General features: G+C 62.9%; 23 protein-coding genes. 20 read left to right on the top strand and 3 right to left on the bottom strand.

Annotated features, from left to right (window positions below; all coding sequences use genetic code 11):
- Positions 1-223, top strand: a 223-nt coding sequence (locus UNPF46_RS38115; RefSeq protein WP_210248337.1) for a hypothetical protein, incomplete at its 5' end; no start/stop codon positions are given.
- A gap of 145 nt (positions 224-368) precedes the next feature.
- Here the strand turns inward: UNPF46_RS38115 and UNPF46_RS15690 are convergent.
- Entirely contained in the window at positions 369-917 is a 549-nt protein-coding gene (locus UNPF46_RS15690; RefSeq protein ID WP_181769950.1) for a PaaI family thioesterase, read from the bottom strand.
- Between the two features lie 537 nt (positions 918-1454).
- On the opposite strand from UNPF46_RS15690, the gene UNPF46_RS15685 reads away from it, so the two are divergent.
- From UNPF46_RS15685 to UNPF46_RS15655, 7 genes are all read left to right on the top strand, one after another.
- Positions 1455-1874, top strand: coding sequence for a tripartite tricarboxylate transporter TctB family protein (locus tag UNPF46_RS15685; protein ID WP_210248336.1), 420 nt, complete (start codon positions 1455-1457; stop codon positions 1872-1874).
- Positions 1874-3394, top strand: coding sequence for a tripartite tricarboxylate transporter permease (locus tag UNPF46_RS15680; protein ID WP_142250595.1), 1521 nt, complete (start codon positions 1874-1876; stop codon positions 3392-3394). Before UNPF46_RS15685 ends, UNPF46_RS15680 begins: the two co-directional genes overlap by 1 nt.
- Positions 3395-3473: 79 nt before the next feature.
- The gene (gene gstA, locus UNPF46_RS15675; protein ID WP_142250594.1) at positions 3474-4112 is read left to right on the top strand and encodes a glutathione transferase GstA; all 639 of its coding nucleotides are present in this window, start codon (positions 3474-3476) and stop codon (positions 4110-4112) included.
- An 80-nt stretch (positions 4113-4192) separates the two neighbouring features.
- Positions 4193-5152, top strand: coding sequence for a Bug family tripartite tricarboxylate transporter substrate binding protein (locus UNPF46_RS15670; RefSeq protein WP_181769949.1), 960 nt, complete (start codon positions 4193-4195; stop codon positions 5150-5152).
- 111 nt (positions 5153-5263) lie between these two features.
- Positions 5264-6301 (top strand): WD40/YVTN/BNR-like repeat-containing protein, encoded by a 1038-nt coding sequence (locus UNPF46_RS15665; protein ID WP_142250592.1) that lies wholly within the window; start codon positions 5264-5266, stop codon positions 6299-6301.
- Positions 6302-6313: 12 nt separating this feature from the next.
- Positions 6314-6934, top strand: coding sequence for an amino acid synthesis family protein (locus UNPF46_RS15660; protein ID WP_142250591.1), 621 nt, complete (start codon positions 6314-6316; stop codon positions 6932-6934).
- A complete protein-coding gene (locus UNPF46_RS15655) occupies positions 6934-7827 on the top strand; it encodes an alpha/beta fold hydrolase (RefSeq protein WP_142250590.1) in 894 nt (297 codons plus the stop codon). The genes UNPF46_RS15660 and UNPF46_RS15655 overlap by 1 nt, the downstream gene beginning before the upstream one ends.
- A 64-nt stretch (positions 7828-7891) precedes the next feature.
- Here UNPF46_RS15655 and UNPF46_RS15650 read toward each other — a convergent pair whose 3' ends face one another.
- Positions 7892-8860, bottom strand: coding sequence for a Bug family tripartite tricarboxylate transporter substrate binding protein (locus UNPF46_RS15650; RefSeq protein WP_142250602.1), 969 nt, complete (start codon positions 8858-8860; stop codon positions 7892-7894).
- Positions 8861-8954: 94 nt separating this feature from the next.
- Between UNPF46_RS15650 and UNPF46_RS15645 the strand changes: the two genes are divergently transcribed.
- The 6 genes from UNPF46_RS15645 (at position 8955) to UNPF46_RS15620 (ending at position 15347) form a co-directional block, all read left to right on the top strand.
- Positions 8955-9986 (top strand): Bug family tripartite tricarboxylate transporter substrate binding protein, encoded by a 1032-nt coding sequence (locus UNPF46_RS15645; protein ID WP_142250589.1) that lies wholly within the window; start codon positions 8955-8957, stop codon positions 9984-9986.
- A gap of 36 nt (positions 9987-10022) precedes the next feature.
- Entirely contained in the window at positions 10023-10646 is a 624-nt protein-coding gene (gstA, locus tag UNPF46_RS15640) for a glutathione transferase GstA (protein WP_142250588.1), read from the top strand.
- 22 nt (positions 10647-10668) lie between these two features.
- Positions 10669-11718, top strand: a complete 1050-nt coding sequence (locus UNPF46_RS15635) for a cyclase family protein (protein WP_349628172.1) — start codon at positions 10669-10671, stop codon at positions 11716-11718.
- A 28-nt stretch (positions 11719-11746) separates the two neighbouring features.
- Positions 11747-13291 carry an acetolactate synthase large subunit gene (locus tag UNPF46_RS15630; RefSeq protein ID WP_142250586.1) on the top strand — a complete coding sequence of 515 codons (1545 nt, stop codon included), beginning with the start codon at positions 11747-11749 and terminating at the stop codon, positions 13289-13291.
- Positions 13292-13355: 64 nt separating this feature from the next.
- The gene (locus UNPF46_RS15625) at positions 13356-14423 is read left to right on the top strand and encodes a Bug family tripartite tricarboxylate transporter substrate binding protein (RefSeq protein WP_142250585.1); all 1068 of its coding nucleotides are present in this window, start codon (positions 13356-13358) and stop codon (positions 14421-14423) included.
- Positions 14424-14510: 87 nt separating this feature from the next.
- A complete protein-coding gene (locus tag UNPF46_RS15620; RefSeq protein ID WP_181769948.1) occupies positions 14511-15347 on the top strand; it encodes an IclR family transcriptional regulator in 837 nt (278 codons plus the stop codon).
- 281 nt (positions 15348-15628) lie between these two features.
- Here UNPF46_RS15620 and UNPF46_RS15615 read toward each other — a convergent pair whose 3' ends face one another.
- On the bottom strand, positions 15629-15841 hold the full coding sequence (locus UNPF46_RS15615) for a hypothetical protein (protein ID WP_142250584.1): 213 nt from the start codon (positions 15839-15841) through the stop codon (positions 15629-15631).
- A gap of 127 nt (positions 15842-15968) precedes the next feature.
- Here UNPF46_RS15615 and UNPF46_RS15610 point away from each other — a divergent pair, with 127 nt between their 5' ends.
- From UNPF46_RS15610 to UNPF46_RS15585, 6 genes are all read left to right on the top strand, one after another.
- Complete coding sequence (locus UNPF46_RS15610; RefSeq protein WP_142250583.1) at positions 15969-17627, top strand: tetratricopeptide repeat protein; 1659 nt, start codon at positions 15969-15971, stop codon at positions 17625-17627.
- Between the two features lie 112 nt (positions 17628-17739).
- Positions 17740-18780, top strand: a complete 1041-nt coding sequence (locus UNPF46_RS15605) for a phosphatase PAP2 family protein (protein WP_246668665.1) — start codon at positions 17740-17742, stop codon at positions 18778-18780.
- An 8-nt stretch (positions 18781-18788) separates the two neighbouring features.
- Entirely contained in the window at positions 18789-20984 is a 2196-nt protein-coding gene (locus tag UNPF46_RS15600) for a S8/S53 family peptidase (RefSeq protein ID WP_142250582.1), read from the top strand.
- Between the two features lie 202 nt (positions 20985-21186).
- Positions 21187-23034, top strand: a complete 1848-nt coding sequence (locus tag UNPF46_RS15595) for a caspase family protein (protein ID WP_142250581.1) — start codon at positions 21187-21189, stop codon at positions 23032-23034.
- A gap of 66 nt (positions 23035-23100) precedes the next feature.
- The gene (locus tag UNPF46_RS15590; protein ID WP_142250580.1) at positions 23101-23928 is read left to right on the top strand and encodes a hypothetical protein; all 828 of its coding nucleotides are present in this window, start codon (positions 23101-23103) and stop codon (positions 23926-23928) included.
- Between the two features lie 324 nt (positions 23929-24252).
- Positions 24253-25275 (top strand): hypothetical protein, encoded by a 1023-nt coding sequence (locus UNPF46_RS15585; protein WP_142250579.1) that lies wholly within the window; start codon positions 24253-24255, stop codon positions 25273-25275.
- Positions 25276-25379 lie beyond the last annotated feature (104 nt).

Below are 25379 nucleotides of genomic sequence, written 5' to 3'. Positions count from 1 at the left end.
CCGCTCCGACATCAAACTTCCGACCAAGGTCCAACCCAAACGCCAATCAGCAACGAATTTGCCGGTTTTTCAGCAGACTGCTAGCGGTGACGGCGCGGCATATTCGGCAACATGGATGACCGTTTCACTGTTCGAATCCGGGATGGACCCCCTCGTTTACTGCTATCAGACGGGGGCAACGCCGTGCCGACTCACATTTGGGGACAGGCAGCTTTCGTCATAGTTTGTAGGCGCTGCTGCGCGCTAGATCTTTGTTGGCCAGAGCGAAGTGTGCATGATCGGCATCCTCTGCCGAACCCTCGCGGTCCGCAGCGGCTGCACGATTGCTGATATCGCCGAGCTTTTGAGTCGGCACAGCTCGATACGAGCTAAGTTGCGGTGGATGCGGTGTGGTTCTTGATCCGGACCGCTGCGGTTGAACTTGCTCGCGCAATGAGCTTACCCTGCGCATCCAGGAGTTCCGCCTCCATGAAGCCGATGCTGCGACCGCGGCGGATGACCGTCCCGTAGGAGCGATACCGGCCTGGATGAGCCGGCAGCAGGAATGTGACCTTGATCTCCAAGCTGGCAACCGTGGTGTCCTCCATGCCGTCGACCAGGCAGGCCGTCGCCATCGCGACGTCGAGCCAGCCCGTCACGATTCCACCCTGGACGATCCCGCCCTTGGGATGGCCTGCAATCGAATGGCAGTGACGCTGTTCGGCGTTCAAGTCGATCGCGACGCGGTTGGCAGTCTCCTCGTAGGCGATGACCCCGATGCCGAGCAGCGTCCAGGCCGGCGACCGGTTGGCATTGAATGTCTTGATGCGTTCCGAAGGGGTCATGTCTTTGCACCGCTCAATCGAGATTTGCTCGAAGCATGCGATGATCTCCTCACGCTTCGCAGATTGTTCAGCACGTGTTTCGAAGCTCTGCAACCCGGCCACGCGCAACGACAGTGCGGCCTGGCCGGGAGATGTCCCGTCCTGCCGTGCGACACTTGTCGAGAACTGTCGGGGCCGGGGGCTTGGGATCACCCGGAGGCGCCGTCGCGCTGAACGAAGATCACGGCGTCCGTCGTCGGATCGGGTGCGAGAGGACATCCTTTTGCTGCCGCGAAGGGCAGCAGAAAGCCCGCAAAATGAGCCTTGACATAAGAAAATTATTACATTCTGATAAAAATATAATTCATGGCGGATGTCAGACATCGCTGAAGGAGGGACTTTCCGGACGGGCCGAAGCTCGTTGTCTGCCTGCTCTCGTCGATCCGTCACCCGATGATTGCGTCGTTGGTCTGCGCGAACGCGGACAGACGCGGATGGATTTCCGCAGCGCCGCCTTGTTCACTCGACGTCCGTGACGCGCTCTCTCGGCGAGTTGCGATCAAATGCGACACCCCGACGGAACGGCTGCACGCCGCGCTTGCTGCGTGCTTCCGGTTCGCCGACTGATTTCTCATGCCTGGAGAGGCCGCCTTGAATAGAAATCTGGTCCGTGCACTGCTTCTTGCCGGACTCGCCCTCGGTTTCGGGGCGGGTTCGTTCCGCTATTCGATCGGCGATCTCAGCGATGCGGGCCCCGGCCTGTTTCCGCTGATGATCAGCACGCTGCTCCTGATCGTCTCGATTATGATGATCGTCCGGTCGCGCTACGATGCCGCGGTGCCGTTGCAGATCGGCTGGCGGCGTATCTCGCTGGTGCTGGGCGGGTTGGTCGGCTTCGTGCTGGTGTCGAAAGCCCTCGGCGTACTCGCCGGCATCGTCGCGCTGGTCTTCATCACCGGGCTGGCCGGCACGTCCTACTCCTGGCGGCGCAATCTCCAGGTTTCGCTCGCGCTGATCGCGGTCGCCTTTGCCATGCAGTCCCTGCTCGGCCTCAACATCGGGCTCTACTGATGGACGTCCTACAAAACCTGCTGATGGGTTTCGAGCACGCGCTCACCCTGCAAAACCTGATGTACTGCGCCATCGGCTGCGTGGTCGGCACGCTCGTCGGGCTGCTGCCGGGACTCGGACCGCTGGCCACGATCAGCCTGCTCCTCCCGCTCACCTATTCTATCCCGGTCAACGGCGCGCTGATCATGCTCGCCGGGATCTATTACGGCGCACAATATGGCGACAGCGTCAGCGCCATCACCATGAAGATCCCGCACGCGAGCAGCATCGTCACCTGCATCGATGGCTATCAGCTCACACTCAAGCGCCAGACCGGTCTTGCGCTGTTCACGGCGGGCATATCGAGCTTCATCGGCGGCACCGTCGCGATCGTGGTGCTGGCCTGGCTGACCCCTCTGCTCGGCCGGGTCGCGTTCATGCTCGGACCTGCTGACTACTGCATGCTCATGCTGTTCGGCTTCATGTGTGTGAGCGTTGTGACGACCGGAAGCGTCCTCAACGGGCTTGCGATGTGCTTCGTCGGCGTGCTGCTGGCCCAGGTCGGGACGGACGTCCAGTCCGGCGTCCAGCGCTTCACGTTCAACCTCGACACGCTCTACGACGGCATCAATCTGGTGAGCGTCGCACTCGGATGCTTCGGCATCGCCGAGATCACCAAGAATCTCGACGAGGGAGAGGAACGATCCCCCTTCAACGGCGAGATTCATCTCATTCCGAGCTGGGCCAACTTCAAGCGGATCATGCCGAGCGCGCTGCGCGGCAGCGTGGTCGGGTCGATCCTGGGTGTGCTGCCCGGTGGCGGAGCGACCGTCGCCCAGTTCGTGTCCTACGCGTTCGAGAAGAAGGTGAGCAAGTACAGACGGGAGATCGGCAGCGGCGCCATCGAAGGGGTGGCCGGTCCTGCTGCTGCCGACGAGGCGGCCGCCCGCACCAGCTTCATCCCGCTGATGAGCATCGGCATTCCCGAGAATGCGGTCACCGCATTGATGATGGCCGCATTCATCATCAAGGGCGTCCAGCCGGGACCGAACATGATCGAGAAGAACCCCGATCTGTTCTGGGGACTGGTCGCGAGCATGTGGATCGGCAACTGCTTCCTGCTGCTTCTCAACGTGCCCCTGGTGCGGATCTGGCTGTCGGTGTTCAAAATTCCTTACGGCGTGCTCTTCCCCAGCATCCTCTTTTTCTGCTGCATCGGGACGTTCAGCATCAATAATAATCTGAACGACATCTTCGTCACGGTGGCGTTCGGTTTTGCCGGCTACATCCTGATGCGGCTGTCGCTGGACCCGTCCCCGCTGATGCTTGGGTTCATCCTGGGGCCCATGCTCGAGGAGAATTTCCGCCGGGCCATGCTGCTGAGCCGCGGCAGTTTCGAGGTCTTCGTGACGCGTCCGATCAGCGCAACCTTGCTGGCTCTGGTCGTCGGATTGACGACGCTCGGTGTGGTCAACGCCTTGAGATCCGGCCGGCGTAGCGGGCTTGCCGAGGAGGGGCCTGCCGCCATGGTGCAGCCGTGATGCAGGCAACGCCCACCTCGGCCATCGCACGACACAGGGCAGCGACGGCCATCCAACACGCAGTCATCGAGGATTCCGCATGAAGCTCTATCACGAAGTCAGAGGTTGTTCCCTCGCGGTCGACATCGTCCGGCGCGAACTGGACATTCCGCTCGAACTGATCTGGGTCGACGTCCCGCGCAAGCTGCTGCCGGACGGGACCGACTACTACAAGGTCAATCCCAAGGGGCAAGTGCCGTCGCTCGAATTGCCGAACGGCGAATTCCTGTCCGAAGGTGCCGTCATCATGCAGTACCTGGCGGACATGCGGCCGAACAGCGACCTCTGCGCCCCGGCCGGGACGCTGGCCAGATACCGCATCATGGAGTGGATGAGCTTCGTTGCGTCCGATCTTCACAAGGGTGGATTCATGCCGCTGATCAAGAAGGTCACGCCGGATGACTACCGGCCGATTGCGCGGCAACTCGTGCTGGCCCGCCTGAAATGGCTGAACGATCATCTGGCCGACCGGAAGTATCTAACCGGACCCACGTTCACGATTGCCGACGCGCATTGCTACACGATCGTGATGTGGACTGAATATCAGCACATCGACGTGTCGCCATGGCCGCATCTGCAGGCCTATCTGCAGCGCATCAGCCGGCGCGAGAGCGTGATCGCGGCGAAAGCCGCGGAGCGCGCGGAGGCGGAACGGGCGTTGAAGGCCAGCGCCTCGTAGTTCCAGCGTCGCCGGAGTTCCGGCCATTCACCTGCTTGTCGTTCCAACACCCACGTCGAAGTCTCACATCGGAGGTTCTCTTGTCGTTCATCCGCGTTGTCCTCGCATTGTGCATCGGCATCGGAGCGGCGCATGCCGAGGCGCCGTATCCCACCAAGCCGATCGTGCTGGTCGCCGCCTTCGCCCCCGGCGGTGTCACCGACATTTCCGCGCGCCTCGTCGCCAAAGGACTGTCGGAAGAATTGGGCCAGCCTGTCGTCGTGGAGAACCGGGCCGGGGCGGGTGGTGCCATCGGCGCCACTTTCGTCGCGAAAGCTCCGCCCGATGGATACACGCTCCTGTTGGGGACGGTGTCGGAATTGACCGTGCTGCCCGTGGTCAAGATCACGCCGCCCTACGACACGATGAAGGATTTCGAGCCGATCGCGCGGGTGGGCACAGTTGCCTTCGTGCTCGCCGCGCATCCCTCCGTGCCCGCCAACAACGTCGCCGAACTGATTGCGCTCGCGAAGGCCGAGCCGGGCAAGCTGTCCTTCTCCTCCTTTGGCGTCGGATCGCAAAATCAGCTTCTCGCCGAACTCTTCATGAGCAAGTCGGGCACCAAGCTGCTGCATGTGCCGTACAAGGGGAGTGCCTCCGCAGTAACGGATCTGATCGGAGGTGCCGTCCAGCTCACCTTCGACACGACCACGGTCGTCATGCCGCTCGTGCAAGGCGGCAAGCTGAAGGCGTTGGCGGTGCTGTCGTCATCACGGTCCGACGCAGCGCCCGGCGTTCCGACCCTTGCGGAAAGCGGCGTACCTCTCGAGACCGTCGGCTGGACCGGCGTTGTGGGACCGCGCGGCATGCCGCCTGCGGTCGTCGTGCGGCTCAATGCGGCCATCAACAAGGTGCTGGCGAACCCGTCGATCAAGGCGGAGTTCGGCCGCAGGGACATCACCGTCGGCGAGACCACGCCGGACGAGTTCCGCGCCTTCATGCAGGCCGACATCGATCGCTGGTCGCAGGTGGTGAAGGCGTCCGGGATCAAGATCGAATAGTCGCCCGGCGGCAAACGGGGCCAACGATGGCCAGCCCGCCTTTCCGGCTACTTTACAACCACGTAGCCTGTGGTAATTATCATAATATGAGAAAACAAACAGGATAAGCTCATGGACTCCACGATCATCGTTGCAACCGCCGGCCAGGGAATGTTGCGCAGCAACGACCAGGGCAAGAGCTGGCATCGTCTGGGTTTGGGCGGGCCGATCGAATTCGACGGCATCGTCCGCTCGCTCGCCGTGGATCCGGCGCGCCCGGAGCGCGTCTATGCCGGCGCCGATTGCGGTGTGTGTCTCAGCGACGATGCGGGTGCGCATTGGCGGCAGTCCCGCGGCGCGATCGCAGGAAAAACGGTGTGGTCGCTCGCCGTCGACCCGAACAATCCGTCCGTGATCTACGCCGGAACAGGAGCGCCGTCGCGTGCCGGCTTCTACAAGTCCACCGACTCGGGCGAGACGTTCAGCCAGATCGTCGAGGACTTTCCGGAGTTCTGTGCAGGCGTGAACCGTCCGCGGCTGCTGACGGCCTGCGTCGATCCCGACGACAGCAACCAGGTCTGGTTCGGGCTCGAAGAGGGCGGGGTGTGGCGAAGCCGCGACGCCGGCGGCAGCTGGGAGCGTCTCGACGGCGAGGACCGCACGATCCGTCACTCGGACATTCACTCGATCTCCATCATGCCGGCAACGCCGTCGTCGCCGAAGACGACATTCGTGCTGACGGTGAACACCGTCTACCGCAGCGTGGACGACGGCAAAACGTGGACGGGCAAGCCGTCGAAGGAGCGCTTCGACGGGATGTACTACACACGGACGGTCCTGCCCGTTCCGGGCGATGAGAACGCCCTGCTGCTCGCCATCGGCGACGGCACGCCCGGCATCAAGACGCGCATCTACAGGTCGAACGACCGGGGCGAGACCTGGAGGACGGCGGAGCTGAAGCAGACGCCGAATTCGACCGTGTGGGCCTTCGGCGCCCATCCGGCTGATCCGCAACTGATCTACGCCGGCACCAAATACGGCCATCTGTTCACCTCGAAGGACGCCGGCAAGAGCTGGGACAAGGAGTGGCGCGATTTCAGCGAGATCACGGCCGTCGCCTGGACGCCGGTGGCCGCGCCGCTCAAGGCGCATGCGAAGTCGGACGTATGAGAGGACTGGATCTTGAGTAAGCAAGCCTCGGGCAAAGCGGCCAATCTTGCCGGATTCCACATCCGCAAATGGTACACCCAAATCGATGAAAGTCTCGCCAACGAGAGCGGCCAACTCGCGGATGGTCCGCCGCTGCGGAAGTACGTGCTCGCGGCCGCCATCGCCAACCCCTACGCGGGTCAGTTCAGCCAGACGATGGATCTGATCGTCCCCAATTCGGTCGCGCTCGGACATGAGTTCGCCCGGCGCGTAGCGGCGCTTGTCGGCGAGGACGGCATCCAAAGTTACGGCAAGGCGGCGGTCGTCGGTTCGGCCGGCGAATACGAGCACGGCAACGCGTTCCTCACCAGCATCTTCGCCGATCCGGTCCGCGACGCCGTGGGCGGCGGCAAGTCGTGGATTCCCTCCAGCGGCAAGCGCGGCGGTCCGGGGACGTCGATCGACATCCCGCTCGCGCACAAGGACGCGCTCTACGTGCGATCTCACTACGACACCGTAACCACCTTGTTCGCGGACGCGCCGTCCCCGGACGAGGTCGTCATTGCGTTTGCGTTCGCAAGCCGGGGACGCCTGCATGCGCGGCTCGGCGGGCTGCGGGCCGAGGACATCAAGGGCGAAGACGGGTTGCATTGATGCCCTCCTCCGCAAAGCCGATGTCCTCGTCGCCGGCCGAGGGATGGTTCGCCAGCGACGGCCTCAATCTGCGTTTCGTGGAATGGGGCTCTCCGGAGAAGCCAGCCATCGTCATGCTGCACGGGCTGCGCAGCTACGCCCATACGTGGGAGCCGGTGGCGCTCCCGTTGCTCGATCACTGGCGCATCGTCGCGCTCGACCAGCGCGGCCGCGGCCGGAGCGATTGGGATCCGAAGGGCGATTATTACACGGAAGATTACGTCCGCGATCTCGAAGCGCTGGCGGACCATCTGGCGCTGCGACGTTTCGTGCTGCTGGGACATTCCATGGGCGGCGCCAATGCGTTCGTCTACGCCGCGCGTCATTCCGACCGCGTGGCGGCGCTCGTCGTGGAAGACATGGGGCCGGGGGCGTCGGCAAGCTCAGGCGGGGCCGATCGCATCCGGCGCGAACTGAACGAAACGCCGTCCTCGTTCGCGACCTGGGACGAAGCTGCCGCGTTCTGGCGGCGCATCAGGCCCGACATCTCGGAAGAGGCGTTGCAATCGCGTGTCACGCATTCCCTCAAGCAGGGCGCCGACGGCACGGTGACCTGGTGTCACGATGCAGCCGGCATCGCCAGGTCGCGGCTGTCTGCTGCCCCTGGCAAGATCGTCGATCTGTGGCCGCATGTCGAGGCGCTGCAGATGCCGACGCTGCTGATCCGCGGTGCGAAGTCCGACTTCCTGTCGGCGGCCACCGCCGACGAGATGTGCCGCCGCAATGCCCGCATCCGACGCGCCGACGTGGAGGGCGCCACCCACTACGTCCACGACGATAATCTGGCGGGATTCAATACCGTGCTGCAGGATTTCCTGACGCAGCAACGTGGACTATCGACGTCCTGGTCCTGACGCCGGCGGAGCCTTCGCCGGTGTGGTTGCCGGGACGGATCTTTCCGTCCCGGCCCCTTCCATCTCATTCGATCTTGATGTCCGCGGCACGGGCGATCTCGCCCCATTTGGCGACGTCCGCCTGCATGAAGGCGCCGAATTCGGCCGGCGTGCTTGCCACCACCTTCACGCCACGCTGTTGCAGCGTCTCGACGTTCGCGGGAATCCGCAAGACTTTCACCAGCGCCGCGTGGAGCCGCTCGACGATCGCCGAGGGTGTGCCGCGCGGCGCGAGCACGCCGAGCCACCCCTCGAAGGTGAAATCGGGAAGGCCGCTTTCGGCCATGGTCGGCAATTCAGGCGCCAGGGGCGTGCGCTCCGGAGACAGGGTCGCGAGCCCCTTCAGGCTGCCGCTGCGGATCAGCGGGATCATCACCGAAGCCGTGTCGAAGGCGAGCTGGACCTGTCCTGCGAGCAGGTCGGTCACCGCCGCAGCGCTTCCCTTGTAGGGCACATGAACGAGCGAGAGATGATTCTTCCGGGCGAAGGCTTCGCCAATCAGGTGGTTGGTCGAACCGATGCCGAACGACGCGAAATTGAGCTTGCCGGGATTGGCGCGCGCATAGGCGATCAACTCGCCAACGCTCGTCGTGTTCAACGAGGGGCTTGCCGCGAGCACAAAGGAGACGGTGCCGACCTCGGTGATAGGAGTGAAATCCTTCAGGGGATCATACGGCGCCTTGACCTTGACGGCGGTCAGGACGTCGAGCTCGGAGCCGGAGCCGAACAGCAGCGTGTAGCCGTCGGCCGCAGCACGCGTCACACCCACGGCGCCGATCGCGCCTCCCGCACCGGGCCGGTTCTCGACGATGACAGGTTGCCCAAGTTCGGTCGCGAGGTCCTTTGCAACGAGCCGTGCTGCGGTGTCGGTGCCTCCGCCGGGCGCAAATGCGACGACGAGCGTGATCGGCTTCGAGGGATAATTTGACTCAGCATGCGCGTTTGAAGCGAGCAACGCGGTCACCAGCAGCGCAGTCCATCCGAGTTTCCGCATCATAATCGCTCCTGTCATCACGATGACGATTGACACCTGAACTATTTCTCATAATGTAATAAAATTCATAGTCGGTCAATGGATCGGATGGGTCATGCGGATGAAAGCGTTGCGCGGCAATCAGGCGAGCGATCGTAACCGTCGAAACCTGCTGGCAATCGGCCCGTTGCAATTCCTCGCCGTCGTGCTCGTCGGTCTTGGTCTGTCGTCACGGCCGGCCGGTGCCGCCGGCACCTACCCCAGTCGGCCGATCACGATCATCGTCGCGTTCGAGCCCGGTGGCTCATCGGACATTTCGGCACGTCTGGTCGCGCAGGAGTTGACCGGCATTCTCGGTCAGCAGGTCATCATCGAGAACCGTCCCGGCGCAGGTGGCCGCCCCGGAACGCGGCGGCTCGCCGAGGCGGCGCCGGACGGCTATACGCTGCTGTGGGGCAGTGGCAGCACGCTCACGGTCTCCCCCGTGCTCTATGCGGACCAGAAATATGTCCACAGCCTCACGCCGATCAGCCTCGGCGTGACGCAACCCTTCATCTTCGTCGCCTCCACCGGCATCGGCGTGAAGTCGGTCGGCGATTTCGTGGCGCTGGCGAAGCAGCAGCCGCGCAAGCTCAACTTTGCCTCCGCCGGCGTGGGCTCCAGCAATCATCTGCTCGGCGAGATCTTCCAGGCCTCGACCGACACGCAACTCACCCATGTGCCCTACCGGGGCGGAGCGTCGGCGCGCGACGCGGTCACCAAGAACGAAGCCCAGTTGATGGACGAGGTCCTCTCGCCCCTGGTCGGCGCGATCCAGGCTCACCAGCTCCAGCCGCTCTTCGTCACCAGCGACACCCGTCATCCCCTGTTTCCCGAGGTGCCGACGGCGAACGAAGTCGGATTGCCGGACCTCGCCATCGTCGGCTTCTTTGCCCTGCTCGGCCCGGCGCGGCTGCCGCCGGACATCGTCGCGACTCTCAATGCCGCGATGAAGAAGGCTCTGGAGTCCAAGGAATTGCGCGCCTCGCTCGATCTGCGCGGATTCGATGCGGCCTACAGCACGCCGGAGGATCTGGCGCGGCTCATCGAAAAGGGCCGCAAGCAGTATGGCGACATCGTCGCGCGTCGCAACATCAAGATCGACTGATCGCCGTCAATCATCCCGTCACGAACTGGAAGAACAATGAAACTCTATCTCACCCCCCACGCCTGCTCGCTCGCCGTCGACATCGTTGCCCGTGAGCTGGACATCCCGCTTGCGCTCGAGTGGATCGATGTGCGCGCCAAGAAGCTTCAGGACGGCAGCGACTACTTCAAGATCAATCCGAAAGGGCAGGTTCCGACGCTCGGCCTCGATGACGGCCAGTTTCTGACGGAAGGCACCGTGATCGTGCAGTGCCTCGCGGATTCGAAGCCCGGCAACAAGCTTCTTCCGTCCGGGGCGAACATCGCCCGCTACCGTGTGCTGGAATGGCTCAGCTTCATCAGCTCGGAGCTACACAAGGGCTTCACGCCGCTGTTCAGGCCGACCACGCCGCCGGCCTATCGCGACATCGCGATCGAGAATCTGGCGAAGCGGTTCGCCTGGTTGAACGAGGAGCTTGCGAGTCGGCCGTTCCTGGCCGGCAACGAGTTCACGGTCGCCGATGCCTACGGGTACACGATCATCACCTGGAGCCGCATCCACAAGCTCGACCTGTCGCCCTGGCCGCATTTGGTCGCATACATCGATCGGATCGAGAGCCGGCCGAGCGTCAAGGCGGCTCGCGCTGCGGAGGCGGAAGAACTTCGCCGTCGCGGCAGCTGAACGGGCGAGGTGGATGATGTCGATGCGATGGAAGAAGCGGCCTGCCGGCTCGAACTGGGGCGCATTCGGCGCCGACGATCAGCTGGGCGCCATGAACCTTGTGGGTCCCGAGCAGGTCAGGAAGGGACTCGCCGAGGTCCGCCACGGCCGCACCTTCTGTCTGTCGCTGCCGCTCGACTATCCGGGCGGCACCGCGCTGCATCCGCGGCGGCACCCGCCGCGCCGCTTCGCGACGCTGCGGGGCGGCAAGAACGAGGGGGCGCAGTGTTTCTGTCATGCCGCTTCGCGCGACAACCCGCTCTATTGCGACGTGTTCAGCGACGACGTCGCCCTGATCCATACGCAATATTCGACCCAATGGGACGGCCTTGCGCATGTGGGCGCCGAGTTCGACGCAGATGACGATGGAACGGAGGAGATCGTCTTCTACAACGGTTTTCGCGCCGGCACCGACATCAAGCCGGCGCCCGCGGCAACGGGCCCGATCCAGTGGGACAGCTACGAGGGTCCCAGCGCGGAGGCGCTTGGCATCGAAAATCTCGCGCAGCACGGCGTCCAGGGCCGCGCCGTCATGGTCGACCTCCACAAGCATTATGGTCAGGACAACCACGCCGTGACCTTCGCCGACCTGATGACCATCCTGAAGCAGGATGGCGTGGTGATCGAACGGGGCGACATGGTGTGTCTCTACACCGGTCTCGACACGCTCATCCTCGGCATGAAAAAGCAGCCGGTCGGCGAGGTCCTGCTGAATTCGTGTGCGGGGCTGGACGGCGGCGACGAGCAATTGCTGAACTGGATCAGCGAGACGGGAATAGCGGCGCTGATATCGGACAATTTCGCCGTCGAACTGATGCCGAAATCCTCGCGCTCGAGCGGCCGACACGCGATGCTGCCGCTGCATCATCACTGCCTGTTCAAGAACGGCATCCACCTCGGCGAGCTCTGGCGGCTCAACGAACTCGCACTGTGGCTGAGGACCGAAGGACGCAGCCGCTTCCTGCTAACCGCACCGCCGCTGGCGCTTCCGGGCGCCGTCGGATCGCCGGTGAGCCCGATCGCGACGGTATGACATGCAGCCGCCAGCAGAAAGAACAGTCATGAACGGCGCCGATGCCATTGTCGCCGCAATGGCGAAGAACCAGATCGACATCTGCTTCGCCAATCCGGGTACAACGGAACTCGCGCTGGTCGATGCGCTCGACCGCGCCAGCGGGATCCGGAGTGTGCTCGGTCTTTTCGAGGGTGTCTGCACCGGCGCGGCCGACGGCTACGCGCGCATGCTGGGGCGGCCGGCTGCGACCCTGCTGCATCTCGGACCCGGCTTCGCCAACGGCATCGCCAATCTGCACAACGCGCGCCGCGCCCGCTCGCCCATGCTCAACCTGATCGGCGATCACGCGACCTGGCATCTGCCATTCGATGCGCCGCTGGCCAGCGACATCAAATCATTGGCGACGCCGGTGTCAGGTCACTACACCTATCTGGGGACGCCGCAGCTTTGTATCGACGAGACCGTGACGGCGATTGGCGCGACGAAGAGCGGATTGATCAGCACTGTCGTCATCCCGACCGACGTGCAGGAACATGTGTTCGACGAACGGCCCGGGATTCCGGCGCTGTCGCCGCGAAAGATCGAGGCGTGCGATGGCGAGCGGATCGAAGCTGCCGCGCGCGTGCTCAGGAGCCGGAAGGCGGTGATCATTCTGCTTGGTGCAGGGGCGATGACATCGGCGGGGCAGAGAGCTGCCGCGTCCATTGCCGCCACGACCAGAGCCCGCGTCTTCGCCGAGACTTTCCCGGCCCGTTGGGATCGCGGCGGCGATACGCCGGTGATTCCCCGCTTCCCCTATTTCCCCGAGATGGGAATCGAAACGCTGAAGGATGCCGAATGCGTGCTGCTCGTCGGCGCCCGGGCGCCGATTGCCTATTTTGGCAAGACGGGTCTTCCCAGCGAACTGGTGCGTCCGGGCACGAGCGTCGAGACGCTCGCTGATCCCGGCGGCGATGCGGAGGGGGCGATCGTGGCGCTGGCGCAGGCACTCGGTGTTGAGCCGATACCTCCATTCGCCATATCGGTCCCCTCGCTTCCCGAGCACGGTCTGCGCCTCGATCCATCCGTGATGGCGCAGACCGTCGCGGAGCTGATGCCGGAGAGGGCCATCGTGGCGGTGGAAGGCGCGACCACGACGCCGTTCTTCTTCACGACGGCAGCCGCGGCGAGGCCGCATACGGTGCTCACCAACACCGGGGGCGCAATCGGTCAGGGCATGCCCGTCGCGACGGGGGCCGCGCTGGCCTGTCCCGATCGGCAAGTCATCAATCTCCAGGGTGACGGAAGCGCGGCATACACCGTGCAGGCCTTGTGGACGCAGGCGCGCGAGAGACTGAACGTCGTCACGATCCTCTGCGCCAACAAGAACTACGGCGTGTTGCGTGTCGAACTCGGACGGGCCGGGATGAATCCCGATGCGCCGGTGCCGCACCGCTTGACCAGTCTGGAGGACCCCGCGCTCGACTGGGTCGGACTGGCCCGGGGTTTCGGCGTCCCGGCAGCCCGCGCGCACACCGCTGGCGATCTTGCCGAACTGACCCGCACGGCATTGTCGCAAGGCGGTCCCTTTCTGATCGAGGCGGTGATGTGATGATGGCGAGGCCGAAACCGCACGACGCCGCAGGGCCAAGGCCTGCGCTGCAGGGAGAGTCAAGATGAAGCCGTCCACCGGATTGCCTTTGCCGACGTCGCCGGCGCAGCAATATCCCTGCACAGGGTACGCGCGGCGGATGAGCCGGCGCTGCGGCCTTGTGATCATGGCGCTCGCCACGCTCATGTCGTGGAGCCTTCCGGGACAGGCGCATGCTCAGGCCGCCGCGCCCGGCTTTGCACCGAGCCGTCCGGTCACTCTGGTCGTGCCGTTTGCAGCTGGCGGCGGTACGGACGTTCTCGCCCGCCTCGTCGCCGACAAGCTCGGCACAGCGGTGAAGCAGACGGTCCTCATCGACAACAGGCCCGGCGCCAATGGATTGGTGGCCAGCCAGTTCGTCGAGAAAGCCAAGCCGGATGGCCAAATCCTGATGCTCGGGAGCAACTCGACCCACGTCATCGCACCCCTGCTGCTGCCCGACCGTGCGGCCGCGGACGCGATGAGGAGCAAGTTCAAGCTGGTGGCGATCCTCGCCGGCACGCCGCTGGTTCTCGCCGTGAACGCAACCTCGGAGTACAAGACGCTCGAGCAGTTCCTGAACAGGAAGGACGTCGAACTGACCTTCGGCACGTTCGGCGTTCATTCGTCTCCGCATCTGATGGGTGCGTTGCTTGCGTCCCGCACCGGGGTGCGGCTCGTCCATGTCCCCTACAAGGGCTCCGCGCCCGCCGTTACGGATCTGCTCGGTGGCACCATCAACAGCGTGTTTCTGACAGTGGCCGGCATCAGCAGCTTCGTCGAAGGAAAGCAGCTTCGCGCGCTTGCGATCACGGGCAAGGAGCGCCTCGCCAGTCTGCCCGATGTCCCGACCTTCCAGGAGAGGGGAATCGCCGGGCTCGAGAACTCCGGCTGGTTCGCCATCTTCGCGCCGGCCGGCTTGCCGGATGGCGTCACCGCGGATCTGCGCGAGAAGATCGGCGCCATCATGCGTCAACCGGAGATGCGCGACAAGCTGCGCGAACTCGGCCTTCAGGAGATGACGATCGCTCCGGGGCAGGAAACGGAGGTCTGGAACGAGTCCTGGATCAACACCAGCGAGATACTGAAGCAGACCGGACTCCACCTGAACTGAGCCTCGTTGCGCGAGGTTCTTCGAGCGCGGCACGGCGTCTCGACACAACCTGCAATTTGGGTTACCCCCGGGCGCGGGAGGTTGAGCATGATCAGCAAGAAGGCGAGGAAGGCGTCTGGAGCCCGGAGCCAGGCCAAAACTCGCAAGCCGGCCGCGAAGTACAGCAAAGTCAGCAAGCGTGACGACGGCGGATCGAGTCTGTCCCGCATGTTGGGGACTCTCCAGTTTTTCAGTCGTGCCCAGCCCGTGTTGTCGGCCGAGGCGATTGCGGAGCGGGCCGGCGTGCCCACCAGCACGGCCTACCGTTACGTCAAGCAGCTCACGAATGCTGGTCTCCTCATCCGCTGGAAGGGCGGATTTGCCTTGGGGCCGCGGATCATGGAGCTCGACCTACAGATCAGGGAATGCGATCCCGTGATCGTGGCCGCGGCTGAGCCGATGGCCGAGCTCTCCAGGCAGACCGGGCTCGAGGTTCTCCTCAGCAAGCTGTATGGACGAGCGATCATCACCGTCCATATTGAGACCGGCGGCTTTGGCCGAACGCTGAAATTCGGGCGTGGCCGACCGCTTCCCCTATTTCGTGGCTCCAGCTCCAAGTCGATCGTCGCCTTCCTCCCCGCGGCGAGGTTGAGAAAGCTCCATGAGGAGGCGCGGGCGAATGGCGACAAGGATGCGCTCGCACAGGACTGGCAGACGTTCTACGAGGCGATGCTGAGCATCCGTAAGGCCGGCTACAGCCTGACCAAGGGTGAGTTGAACAGCGGCATCGAGGGCATCTCGGCGCCGATCTTCGGCGGAGATCGCGACGTGATCGGCAGTCTGACGTTAATCGGTGATCTAAGGCGTATGGCAATGTTGCGCGAAGAGGCGTTGATTGAGGTCGTCCAAAAGACCACTAACGCGATCAGCGAGTCCCTGAAGTAATCGGGATCGTGTCAAGGACGGGGGCCGCCATGAAGCGACCCGGGACAATTTGGTCGGCGACGAATGGCGTTCCTATCGCGCATACCGACTAGAGGGGAGTTCGCCAACTCACAGGCTTTCTAACAAAGCGGAGTCAGTTCACGATTGATAAGCTTTGGTCGCAAAGCTTATCAGTTGATCTCTTCGAGCATCGGGCCAGCTGAGGGGCGGGATGGATTACACTAGTTTTCATGTGCTCGTGTGGATACTTCGCGACACCGAGTCTTCGTTGAGCTTTTCACTCACGTCTGAAGATCGTGCTTCCCGATGCGGTCGGCAAGCAGGATCAGCCAGCCAAGCACTTCCCGTTCCGACGAAGAGAGATCGGATCGGCTCGCGAGCCGGGTGACAAAAGGGCGATATTCGCTCCAGCGATGGTAGAACTCGATCAGATCGCGCGGGGGCGAGCATCGCTCGTCCCGACCGGTTGGCCTTTGGTCTTCTTCGTCGATCATGACTTTGGAAGCTAGTGCAGGTTTGCTCACCAATGGTGTGAAATAAACGTGAACTCGCTTGGACTTCGTCGGGCGCAGTGCTAGCTTGATGCAGTTTTAGGTTGATTAATTTTCGAGGGTTTCCTTTGTGTCGACCAAGCGCATTGAGATCAATCTCTTCGGGGCCTGTGTAGTACGGTCCGCGCAGCCCGGCGGCTTCGAGATCACGGGTGCCAAGCACCGGGCACTGTTTGCTCTTCTTGCGACCGCACCTTTCGGTCGCCGCACGCGGGCGTTCCTGCAGGAGACGTTGTGGGGCACGGCCTGCTATGACACCGGCCGGCAAAGCTTGAGGCGGGCCTTATCCGATCTCAGGCAAATCATGGGCGATTGTTTTGCAAAGGTTCTCAGCAGCAGCAACGCCGATCTTGCGCTCGACCTGTCGCAAGTCTCTTTCATCGGTCGGCCGGGCGCGGGCCAGTTCCTCGAAGGAATCAACCTGCGAGAAGAAGGCTTCAATCGCTGGCTGACGGCAGTACGTCTCGATCCCCAGCAGGTCTATTCGCTCTACAGCACACGCTCACAACCGCCGAGCGCACCGATGCTCCCGTTGATCGCCGTGCTGCCGTTCCGCGCCATCAATGCCGGTTCAATCGAAGCAACGGCCGGCGATGTCACCTTGGGAGACTGGCTCGCCGAGGAAGTGTGCCGTTCGCTTTGCCGTTCCAACCTCATCGCGGTGATCTCGCATTGGTCGAGCCGGGCGCTCGACCACCGGACCGTGGATGTGGCAACCGTGCGGTCTCGACTGGCAGTCGACTATTGCGTGGCGGGAACGATGCGTGTCAATCGCAGCGAAATCATCCTCGACGCCGATTTTGTCGACACCGTATCAGGCCGCATTCTGTGGACACGGCAGTTCGCCGGGCCGACGAGCGATTACCTCGGCCGCTGCTCGGAAGGCGTCGTGGAAATTGTGCGCACCATCGGTAGCACGCTCGCCGAAGATGCGATCAAACATATCGCCGGTCAAGGCCTCTCCGACCTCGAGGATCATCGGTTGTTGGTGGCCGGGGTCGGTCTCATGCATCGCCCGGGACTGCGCGACTTCGCGCGGTCTCGCGAGTTGATCGCGGAGGCACTGCGAAGAGCGCCCAACGCGGCAGAAGCACATGCCTGGTTCGCGAAATGGCATGTGCTAAGTGTGTTCAATCGATGGAGCAGCGATCCTGCAAGGGATACGCGGACTGCGATCGACAGCACGGCGCGCGCCCTCGATATCAATCCGGAGAGCGCGTTCTGTCTCACCATCGACGGATTTGCTCAGAACAACCTGCTGCGGCGCATGGACGTCGCCGGTGAGCGCTATGACGCCGCGCTGCGATCCAATCCCAACGAGTCGCTGGCCTGGCTTCTGAAGGGTGCGCTGCATGCGTTCAGCGACGAGGCGGATGCGGCGGTGGCGGCGGCTGAGAAGGCGCGGCGTCTGTCGCCGATTGATCCGTTCCAGTACTACTACGAGTCGTTGAGTGCGACCGCTCTGGTGACCGCCGGCCGTTACGACGAAGCCCTCGTTTTTGCGGACCGTTCACTGGCGCGCCACGATCGTCACTCCTCGACGCTCCGCACCAGACTGACGGCGCTCCATCATCTCGGCCGCGATGCCGAGGCGCGCGCGGTCGCACGCGAGATCCTGCGCAGGCAGCCCGGATTTACAATCGACAGCTATCTGCGCCAACACCCGGCCGGCGATCATGAGATCGGCCGCCGCGTTGCCGCCGCGCTGCGCGCGGCCGGTATTCCTTAAGAAACACAACGGAGCAACGTCGATGTCGGGAACGGGCGGACTTGGGGGACTTGGTGGGCTCGGCGGATTGGGAGGATTGGGGGGCCTCGGAGGGTTGGGAGGTCTCGGAGGATTGGGAGGCCTCGGCAACCTCACCGTGACCGGTCTCGGCTTATTCGTCGGCGCCGGTGCGGACCCCGTCTACGATCCGCTGATGGTGCAGGGCTTGGAGATCACCGAGCAGACGATCAGCCATGTCGCCAACGCGCCTTCGGCGGGCAGCGCGCCTGGAGAATTGACGTTCTCGGCGCCCGGCAACATGGCCCTGTGGGCGGACTGGGTTCGGGCGTCGTTGTATCTGAGCGACTACCTGGGGGACCTGAAATGGAAGGCGTGCGATGAGGACCGGCGCGTGACACTGAGCTATGGCGGCAGCGGTCATTTCTACAACGTGCAGAAGCCGCCGATCGAGTGCTTCCAGCATCAGCTCCCGCTGATGCGAGCCTATATGGACCAGCGCCCGGACCGCTCGCCGGAAATCCTGACCCAGCTCGGCTTCCCGACGCCCTATTTCGTCATGCTGCTCGGCCTCCAGGGCGGGCCGAACCGCTATACGTTCGAATTGATCGCGATCACCCAGGTGCTGGCCGCGCATACCGCAATGGTGGTCAAGCATCACCTGGCCTGCCGCCGTCCCGATCGAATCGGCGCCCAGATCATGCCGATGATCCCGACGCCCGCGCATGCGAGCTTCCCAAGCGCGCACGCTACCGAGGCGTTCGCGGTCGCGGAAGTGCTGAACGCGCTGGTCGAGTCCAGGAGCGACAACTACGCCGATTTCAAGAAGCGGCAAGCGCTGATAAGCAAGCTCGCCGAGCGCATCGCGGTCAACCGGACCGTCGCAGGGCTGCATTTCCCGATCGACAGCTGGGCAGGCGCGATCCTGGGACGCGCGGTCGGACAGATCATCCTTTCCAAATGTGGCCAGCGCGAAGGCGTGCAGGGCTACAGGTATTGTGCGAACGGCAAGCTCGATTTTTTTCTTAGTGAGTTTTCCAAGGACAGTAACCCGAAATACGGTGTTGAGAAGGAAGGCTGCTGCGCAGTCGGCCCAAGCGACTTGTTCAACTGGCTCTGGGAGCAGGCCAGCAACGAGTTTGAACTCTCGCGGTGAGCACGATCATGTCCAATGGCGAAACGCACGACGATCCGCCTCCCCATGACGAGCCCATTCCGATCTATCTGGGTCCCTACGAAACCTGGAATTTCGGCGACGGTAGGGCTTATGCCTTTCCGGCGCTGCGCGAGCACGTTGAGTTCATTACGGCGCTTGCGGAAATCAAGTTTGATAAGACGGTCGATGCCGCTGCGGCAGCGGGTGGCGGAACGACCGGGATCGGGACAACACAACGGCTCGCCTGGAATCCAACGCTATGGAACCCCCAATATCTGCATTTTCGGCCATTTGTCGTCTACAATCCGTCCGGTCGTATCGACGGACTCGAAAGCCTTCGGCTACTCCTTGGTACGGGTCTCAAGCAACTGCTCAATCCGCTGCTGGTGGACATCGAGCAATCGCGCGCGCGCATCGCGTTTCCGATACCGCGGCGGGCCATGCATCCCGACCAGGGACGGGATCCGGAAGAGCCGGATTGGTGTCCGGACGAAGGTCTCCGCGGGCGTATCGGCGACCGGCGCATCACGATCTTCGCCGTCATCGACGACGGACTGCCGTTTGCGCATCGCAATTTTCGCGATGCAAGCGGAGCGCGGACGCGCGTGGAGTTCTGCTGGTTGCAGGCAGCCACGATCTGCGACAAGCAGCACAGCGTGCTGTTCGGCCGCGAATACACCCGCGAGAGAATTGAAGAATTGATCGATCAATTCGGCGGCGATGAAGATGAGCTCTACCGCGAGGCTGGCGCGACAACGGACCGGGACGACCTGGGGAGCCTGATCAATCGCCACGCCACTCATGGCGCGCATGTCATGGATTTGGGTACGGGATATGCAGAGGAGCGGGGGGAGACGCCGCCGGAAGAAATCCGTGTCATCGCGGTGCAATTGCCGAACACGATCGCCTGGGATACGTCGGGCTTCGGCAAGGACATGTATATGCTCTCGGCATTCCACTACATCTTTGACCGCGCCGACCGGATCGCAAAGGGATACTGCATCGAGAACGTCCGGCTTGTAATCAATTTCAGCTACGGGTTTTCCGGGGGGCGGCACGACGGCGGCACCGAGCTGGAAGCCGCGATCAACGAGATGGTCCAACTGCGCCGCAAATCCGGCAGTCCGACAGCGCTGGTGCTGCCCTCAGGCAACAACTTTCTCGACGCCATGCATGCGAGGATCAGCGAGGCCGATTTCAAGGACAATCGTGCGGAGTTGTATTGGCGGATTCAGCCAAACGATCGGACCTCGAGCTATCTCGAGCTATGGTTTGCCAAGGGTATCGATCCGTCAAAATACGTCGTCGAATTACACGATCCGTTCGGGCAAGTGCGGCAGACGATCAGCGTCACTCCCGATCCGATATACAAAGGTCAGCCCGGTGATCCCAGGCGTACGAGCGGCCTGCAGAACCAGAGCGGGCAGTCGGCGGGTGAGCTCAGCGCCGATTGTCATCGCGGGGATTGCTGGCGCGTTCTTGTCGTCATGGCGCCGACCGAGCCGGACGATGCCTCGTTGCCGGCGATGGAAGCCGGCAGATGGACTGTCGTCGTGACTCGCGGCGATGCGGCAGGGCCGCTCAAGCTGCCAATTCAGTGCTGGATCCAGCGGGCAGACGATCCCGAAAGCCTTCGTTCGGGAAGCCGGCAGAGCTATTTCGACCATGCAGACAACGTCCACTACACGCCGCAAGGCGATTTGAAGGAGACCGATACGTTCGAATCGGAGGTGAAGCGCTTCGGGAGTCTGAGCGGCCTTGCGACCGGTCAGACCTCATTGATCGTTGGTGGATACAGGTTGGGTGCCGGAGTGGGATCCTCCCTGAAATACGCGCGCCCGGCGTCCTATAGTTCCGCGGGCACGCGCGGCGAGACCGGACTGTCGGCGCAGGTCGCGTGCGCTTCAATGTCGGATCGCTCCAGGGTGCTGAGCGGGACCTGGGCGGCCGGCAATCGCAGCGGCTCGCTGTCGCTTGTGCAGGGTACCAGCGCCGCGGCACCTTTCGTGGCACGACAGCTTGCGACCGCCTTCGTCACGGCCGATGACGCCAGTGTGGCCCAGGCCGAGACGCAGAATTATCGCGATCTGCTGCGGGGGTACGACGGCGATGCCGACGAGCCGACAACGGCGAGACTGGGCGCCATACGCGTTCCACCGCACTGGCAGCCGGGTCTGGACCTCACCTTGCTCGACGAAAACTGAACGCGAGTCTCGCGGCAAGGCCGAGAAGCCACCGCTTTCGCTCGTATGTCGCCATGCGCGACCGTTCATCCAAGAGACCTCGAAGACGTCAAGGCGCGAGTTGCAATTCACGTTTAACTCACGCAACGAAAGCTGCTGCAAGGGGTAGTGTTGTCCCGGACATCATCGCAACGGAAGTGACCGCAGCGAGGAGGGAGAACCGATGACCCAGGCAGCCGAAAATCCGACCAAGCCAAAAGGGCTGGTAACGTCCTCCCAGGCGCTCACCAATGGCTCGAAGCCCGCCGCGAGAAGAAAGGCGTTGATTGTCGGTATCGACAACTATCCCCCGCCCAATGCTCTTCCAAGCTGCGTGGCCGATGCCCACGCGATGGCGTCGCTATTGAAGGCCGGGTTCGGGTTCGAGGACCAGGTGGTGCTCGTTAACGAGGACGCCACCAAGGCGAACCTGGTCGGTGCGCTGACATCACTCGTCGCCGATTGCGACGCTTCCGACCGCCTCGTGTTCTTCTTCTCCGGACATGGCTACCGGCCCGTGCGCAACGGCGTGCTCGAAAGTGCGCTGGTGAGCCAAGACGCCCAGTTCTTCGAGGACAGCGAGCTGGCCAGCCTGATGAAGGGCGTGCCGCCGGGCGTCCTCACCATCATCACGGATGCCTGCTTCTCGGGCGGTATGGAGAAGTTGTTCGTTAGGGCCAACGGGCAGATTGAAGTCGGCAAGCTGAAGCGTTGGATTTCGCTCGATCCGCGCGAGGTGGAGTCTCACCGCGACGACGTCGCCGCGGCGACTGCTTTCTGCCCGTTCGGCTATCTCACGCCGGCACCCGCGGCCGCGCTGCAGGACAATCTGAGCATGGCCAAGGGCGCAGCATTCCAGATCGCGCAACTGCGCCAGACCGACAGCAAGGCGATCCTGGTATCGGCCTGTCTCGAGGACGAGACGGCTGCCGCTTCCACCTCACAGACCCGGGGAATGTCAGCGTTCACCTACGCGCTGACCAGCACGATCGGCTCGCTCGGAGCGGCGCCGTCGTCGCAGGCCGTGATCGAGGCGGCAGGAAAGCGGCTGCGCGAGATCGCGATCAAGCAGACCCCGATGCTGAAATGCCCGCCACAGCCGGCTGCACTGGCGGGTCAGGAATTCATTCTGCACAACGAGGCACAAGGAGGCACAGCGTCAGTACAAGACCGGACTATTGCGTCGACCCACACCGACCAGCGCGATAGCGAACAACAAGCCGTCGCACGGGTCATTGCAACATTTCTATTGATGACAGGAGGATTACAAGTGCCATCCGATATCCAACAGAAAGATCTGAGTGACATCATTCGCATCGCCGTGCCCTTGATCAGCATGCTGCAAAGCCGCGGCGCCGGCAGCTCTGCGCCCGACAAGGGCTTCGACATCGGCCAGATCGCGTCCACGGTGCTGCCGATCGTCATGAGCCTGCAAAGCAAGGGCGCCGTCGCCAACGGCAATGGCGCAGCGAACAAGGACTTCCTCGACGACGTCGGCCGTATCGTGAACATTGCGACCACGGTGGCACCGATCATCGCGGGCCTACAAAGCAAGGGCGCCGTCGCCAACGGCAATGGCGCGGCGAACAAGGACTTCCTCGACGACGTCGGCCGTGTCGCAAACATTGCGGCCACGGTGATACCGATCATCGCGGGCCTGCAAAGCAAGGGTGCCGTCGCCAACGGCACAACGGACAAAGACTTCCTCAACGACGTCGCTCGGGTTGTCGATATCGCGGGCAAGGTTGTTCCGCTCGTCACCGGACAGACCAAGGGCGCCGTCACCAGCGGCAACGGCGCGACCAACAAGGACTTTATCGATGACGTCGGCCGTGTTGCAGGTATCGTGGTGCCGATCATCGCGAGCCTACAGGCCAAGGGTGGCAACGGCGCGGCCAGCAAGAGCTTGTTCGATGATTTCGGGCCTGACCGGGTCACCAATCGCTTTGGCCTCCCCCGGACCGACACCTTTGCCGACAAGGGTCTCTTCGATATCGCCCGCGTGGTCGTCCCGATCGTCGCGGCGATGTGAAACCAACCTCCCAGACTGGCCAGGGCCGGTGACGGCCCTGGCATCTTTGCAACGAGGATCAGGACCATGCAGGGCATCAGCATCTTCAATATCTCGACCGTGCTCACGGATGACGAAGTGATCCGTGCCGCGCGCGACCTGCAGACCCAGATCAGCCGCGACTTCGCGCCAGTGTGGGCCATGGATGCGAATCTGCAATTCCGTTCCAAGGTTGACGGCATTCCGAGCGACGGATCCTGGTGGCTGGTTTTTCTTGACGATGCCGACCAGGCCAACGCCGTCGGCTACCACGACCTGACGCCGGACGGATTGCCGCTCGGCAAGGTGTTCGCCCGGACAGACGCCGAAAGTGGCCATCGATGGACCGTCACGGCGAGCCACGAGCTGCTGGAGATGCTGGCGGATCCCTGGATGGACCGCTGCTGCGTCAGCGTTCAGAATGGACACTCGCAGATCCTCGCCTACGAGGTGTGCGATGCCTGCGAGGATGACGGCTACGGATATACGATCGGCGATTCCCTGGTCTCCGACTTCGTGTTCCCCGCCTGGTTCCACCCCAACTCGACCGCCGCCCGCTACGATTTCTGCAATCACCTGCAAGCTCCACTGCAGCTTTTGCCCGGCGGCTATATCGGCGTCTACGATCTCATCACCGGATGGAGCCAGCTCAGCGCGCCGAACCTCTCCAAGCAGTTCGACACCGGCATGACCACACCGCGCCAGTTCAAGCTGCCATTCGGGGCGCGCCGCGAAAAGCGCCTGCGACGGGGGATTGGCGCGCCGCTCCTGCGCAGCGGCGAGCCGCTCGACATCCCGTCAATGCCATCCGGATCGTTGCTCGATGCCGGCTTCACCGTTCAGAGCGCAATTGTGGGCGGTGAGGTGCGTCCATGATGGCGGCCATGCAAGACCAGTGGTACGTCCGCGGCAGCATCGCCGTCATGCTGTGTGGCGTCGTGTTTTGCCGGAGCTACTGCACCGACGTTTTCGGTCAGAGAATCGCCGCCGCGCGGGATTCCCTGATTTCTCGGGAGAAACGAGCAACGCGAAGTGAACCGCGGAGTGAGCAAGCCGGACGGCGATGTGCCGCGAAAGGGAGATGGAGCCTTGCAAGCTGCGGACGTCGCTGACTCCATCGATGCACGCCAACCCCTTCGAAGGCCTGCGTGTGGGCCGCACGGCATTGCTGCGGGATGGCTCCAATGAAAGGGTAGTCAAATGGACAAAGTCATTGACGGGTTCGTTCAGGTCCTAAGCTTCGTGCTCGCTTCGTCCTCGACGGTGGCGCTCTTGGCCGTCGGGCTGATCCTGCTGCTCATCACGAGCGTCTTTGCGTATATCGCGATCAAGTCGAAGCCGGAGGAGGTGACCTCGTTTTTCAAGGTGGCATTCTTCGTCTGCCTGGTCGGTGGCCTGATTTTCTCTGCGGCCGGTCCGTCGCTTGCGTTGTTTTACGTATCCCAGGACCCCATTCGAAAGAAGCCGAGCAATGAGGCCATCGACGATCTCGCAGAGAACAAACGTGTCCGCTACGTCATTCGCCTGATATCGCGTAGTCCGGCGGATGACGCCCTGGGTATCGATGCGCTGACGCAACTGGGGCCGCCGAAGCAGAAATATTCCTTTGTTGCTGACTACGATGAGTTGAAGGGCTATACCGTAAAGGAAGCGCTCGATCTGTTCGGCATCGGATTGATCGGCGGCTATCGCGTATCGGCGGTCATCTTTCCCCTGCAGGTCGGCCTGTATCCCGCCAATGCACGCGGTCTTCTGCAAGTAGTCAGCAAGGTCGAAGCCGGTGTCGCGCCGGATGATCGGTTTCTCAAGCCTGGCAAGCTGAATCAGGACGAACTTAGGGAATTCGGCGATACGGGTATTCCGTCGTACCGTCTCGATAACTTTAAGCGCTTCTATCCCCACTACTGTGAATTGGCGCAGACTTTCTTCTGCGGTCAATACGCTGCCAAGGACCTCGTCGGCGGGCTTTACCGTGATTGGCACCCGCTGGGCTTTTCACAGAAGAATCCTCCCGCGCAACCCTGTGCAATTTCGACGGAGAACTTTTGCGCATTCTCCGACTGGGGCAAGGTGCGGCAAGAATTCAAGGGCCACTTTGGCGTCCGAGCATTTCTGATCGAAAATCTCGAAATCAGAAAGATTCCAGGGCGCATGTTGTTCGACTTCCAAGATCCACTGAGAGACAGGATACCCGAGCTGGGCCTTGGGCCGCCGTCGGACTGACTGGTGCTTTCCGCGGAAAATTTTCCGTGTATGTAGGGGGCACGAGCGCGAAGGCTGTTGGATTTTGGCGCTCAGGAGCTGGCCGCCTCCTGGCTTTTGGTTTG

This window comes from Bradyrhizobium sp. UNPF46 (genome assembly GCF_006658625.1).
Classification (GTDB): Bacteria; Pseudomonadota; Alphaproteobacteria; order Rhizobiales; family Xanthobacteraceae; genus Bradyrhizobium; species Bradyrhizobium nitroreducens.
This window is presented reverse-complemented; position numbering and strand designations above follow the sequence as displayed.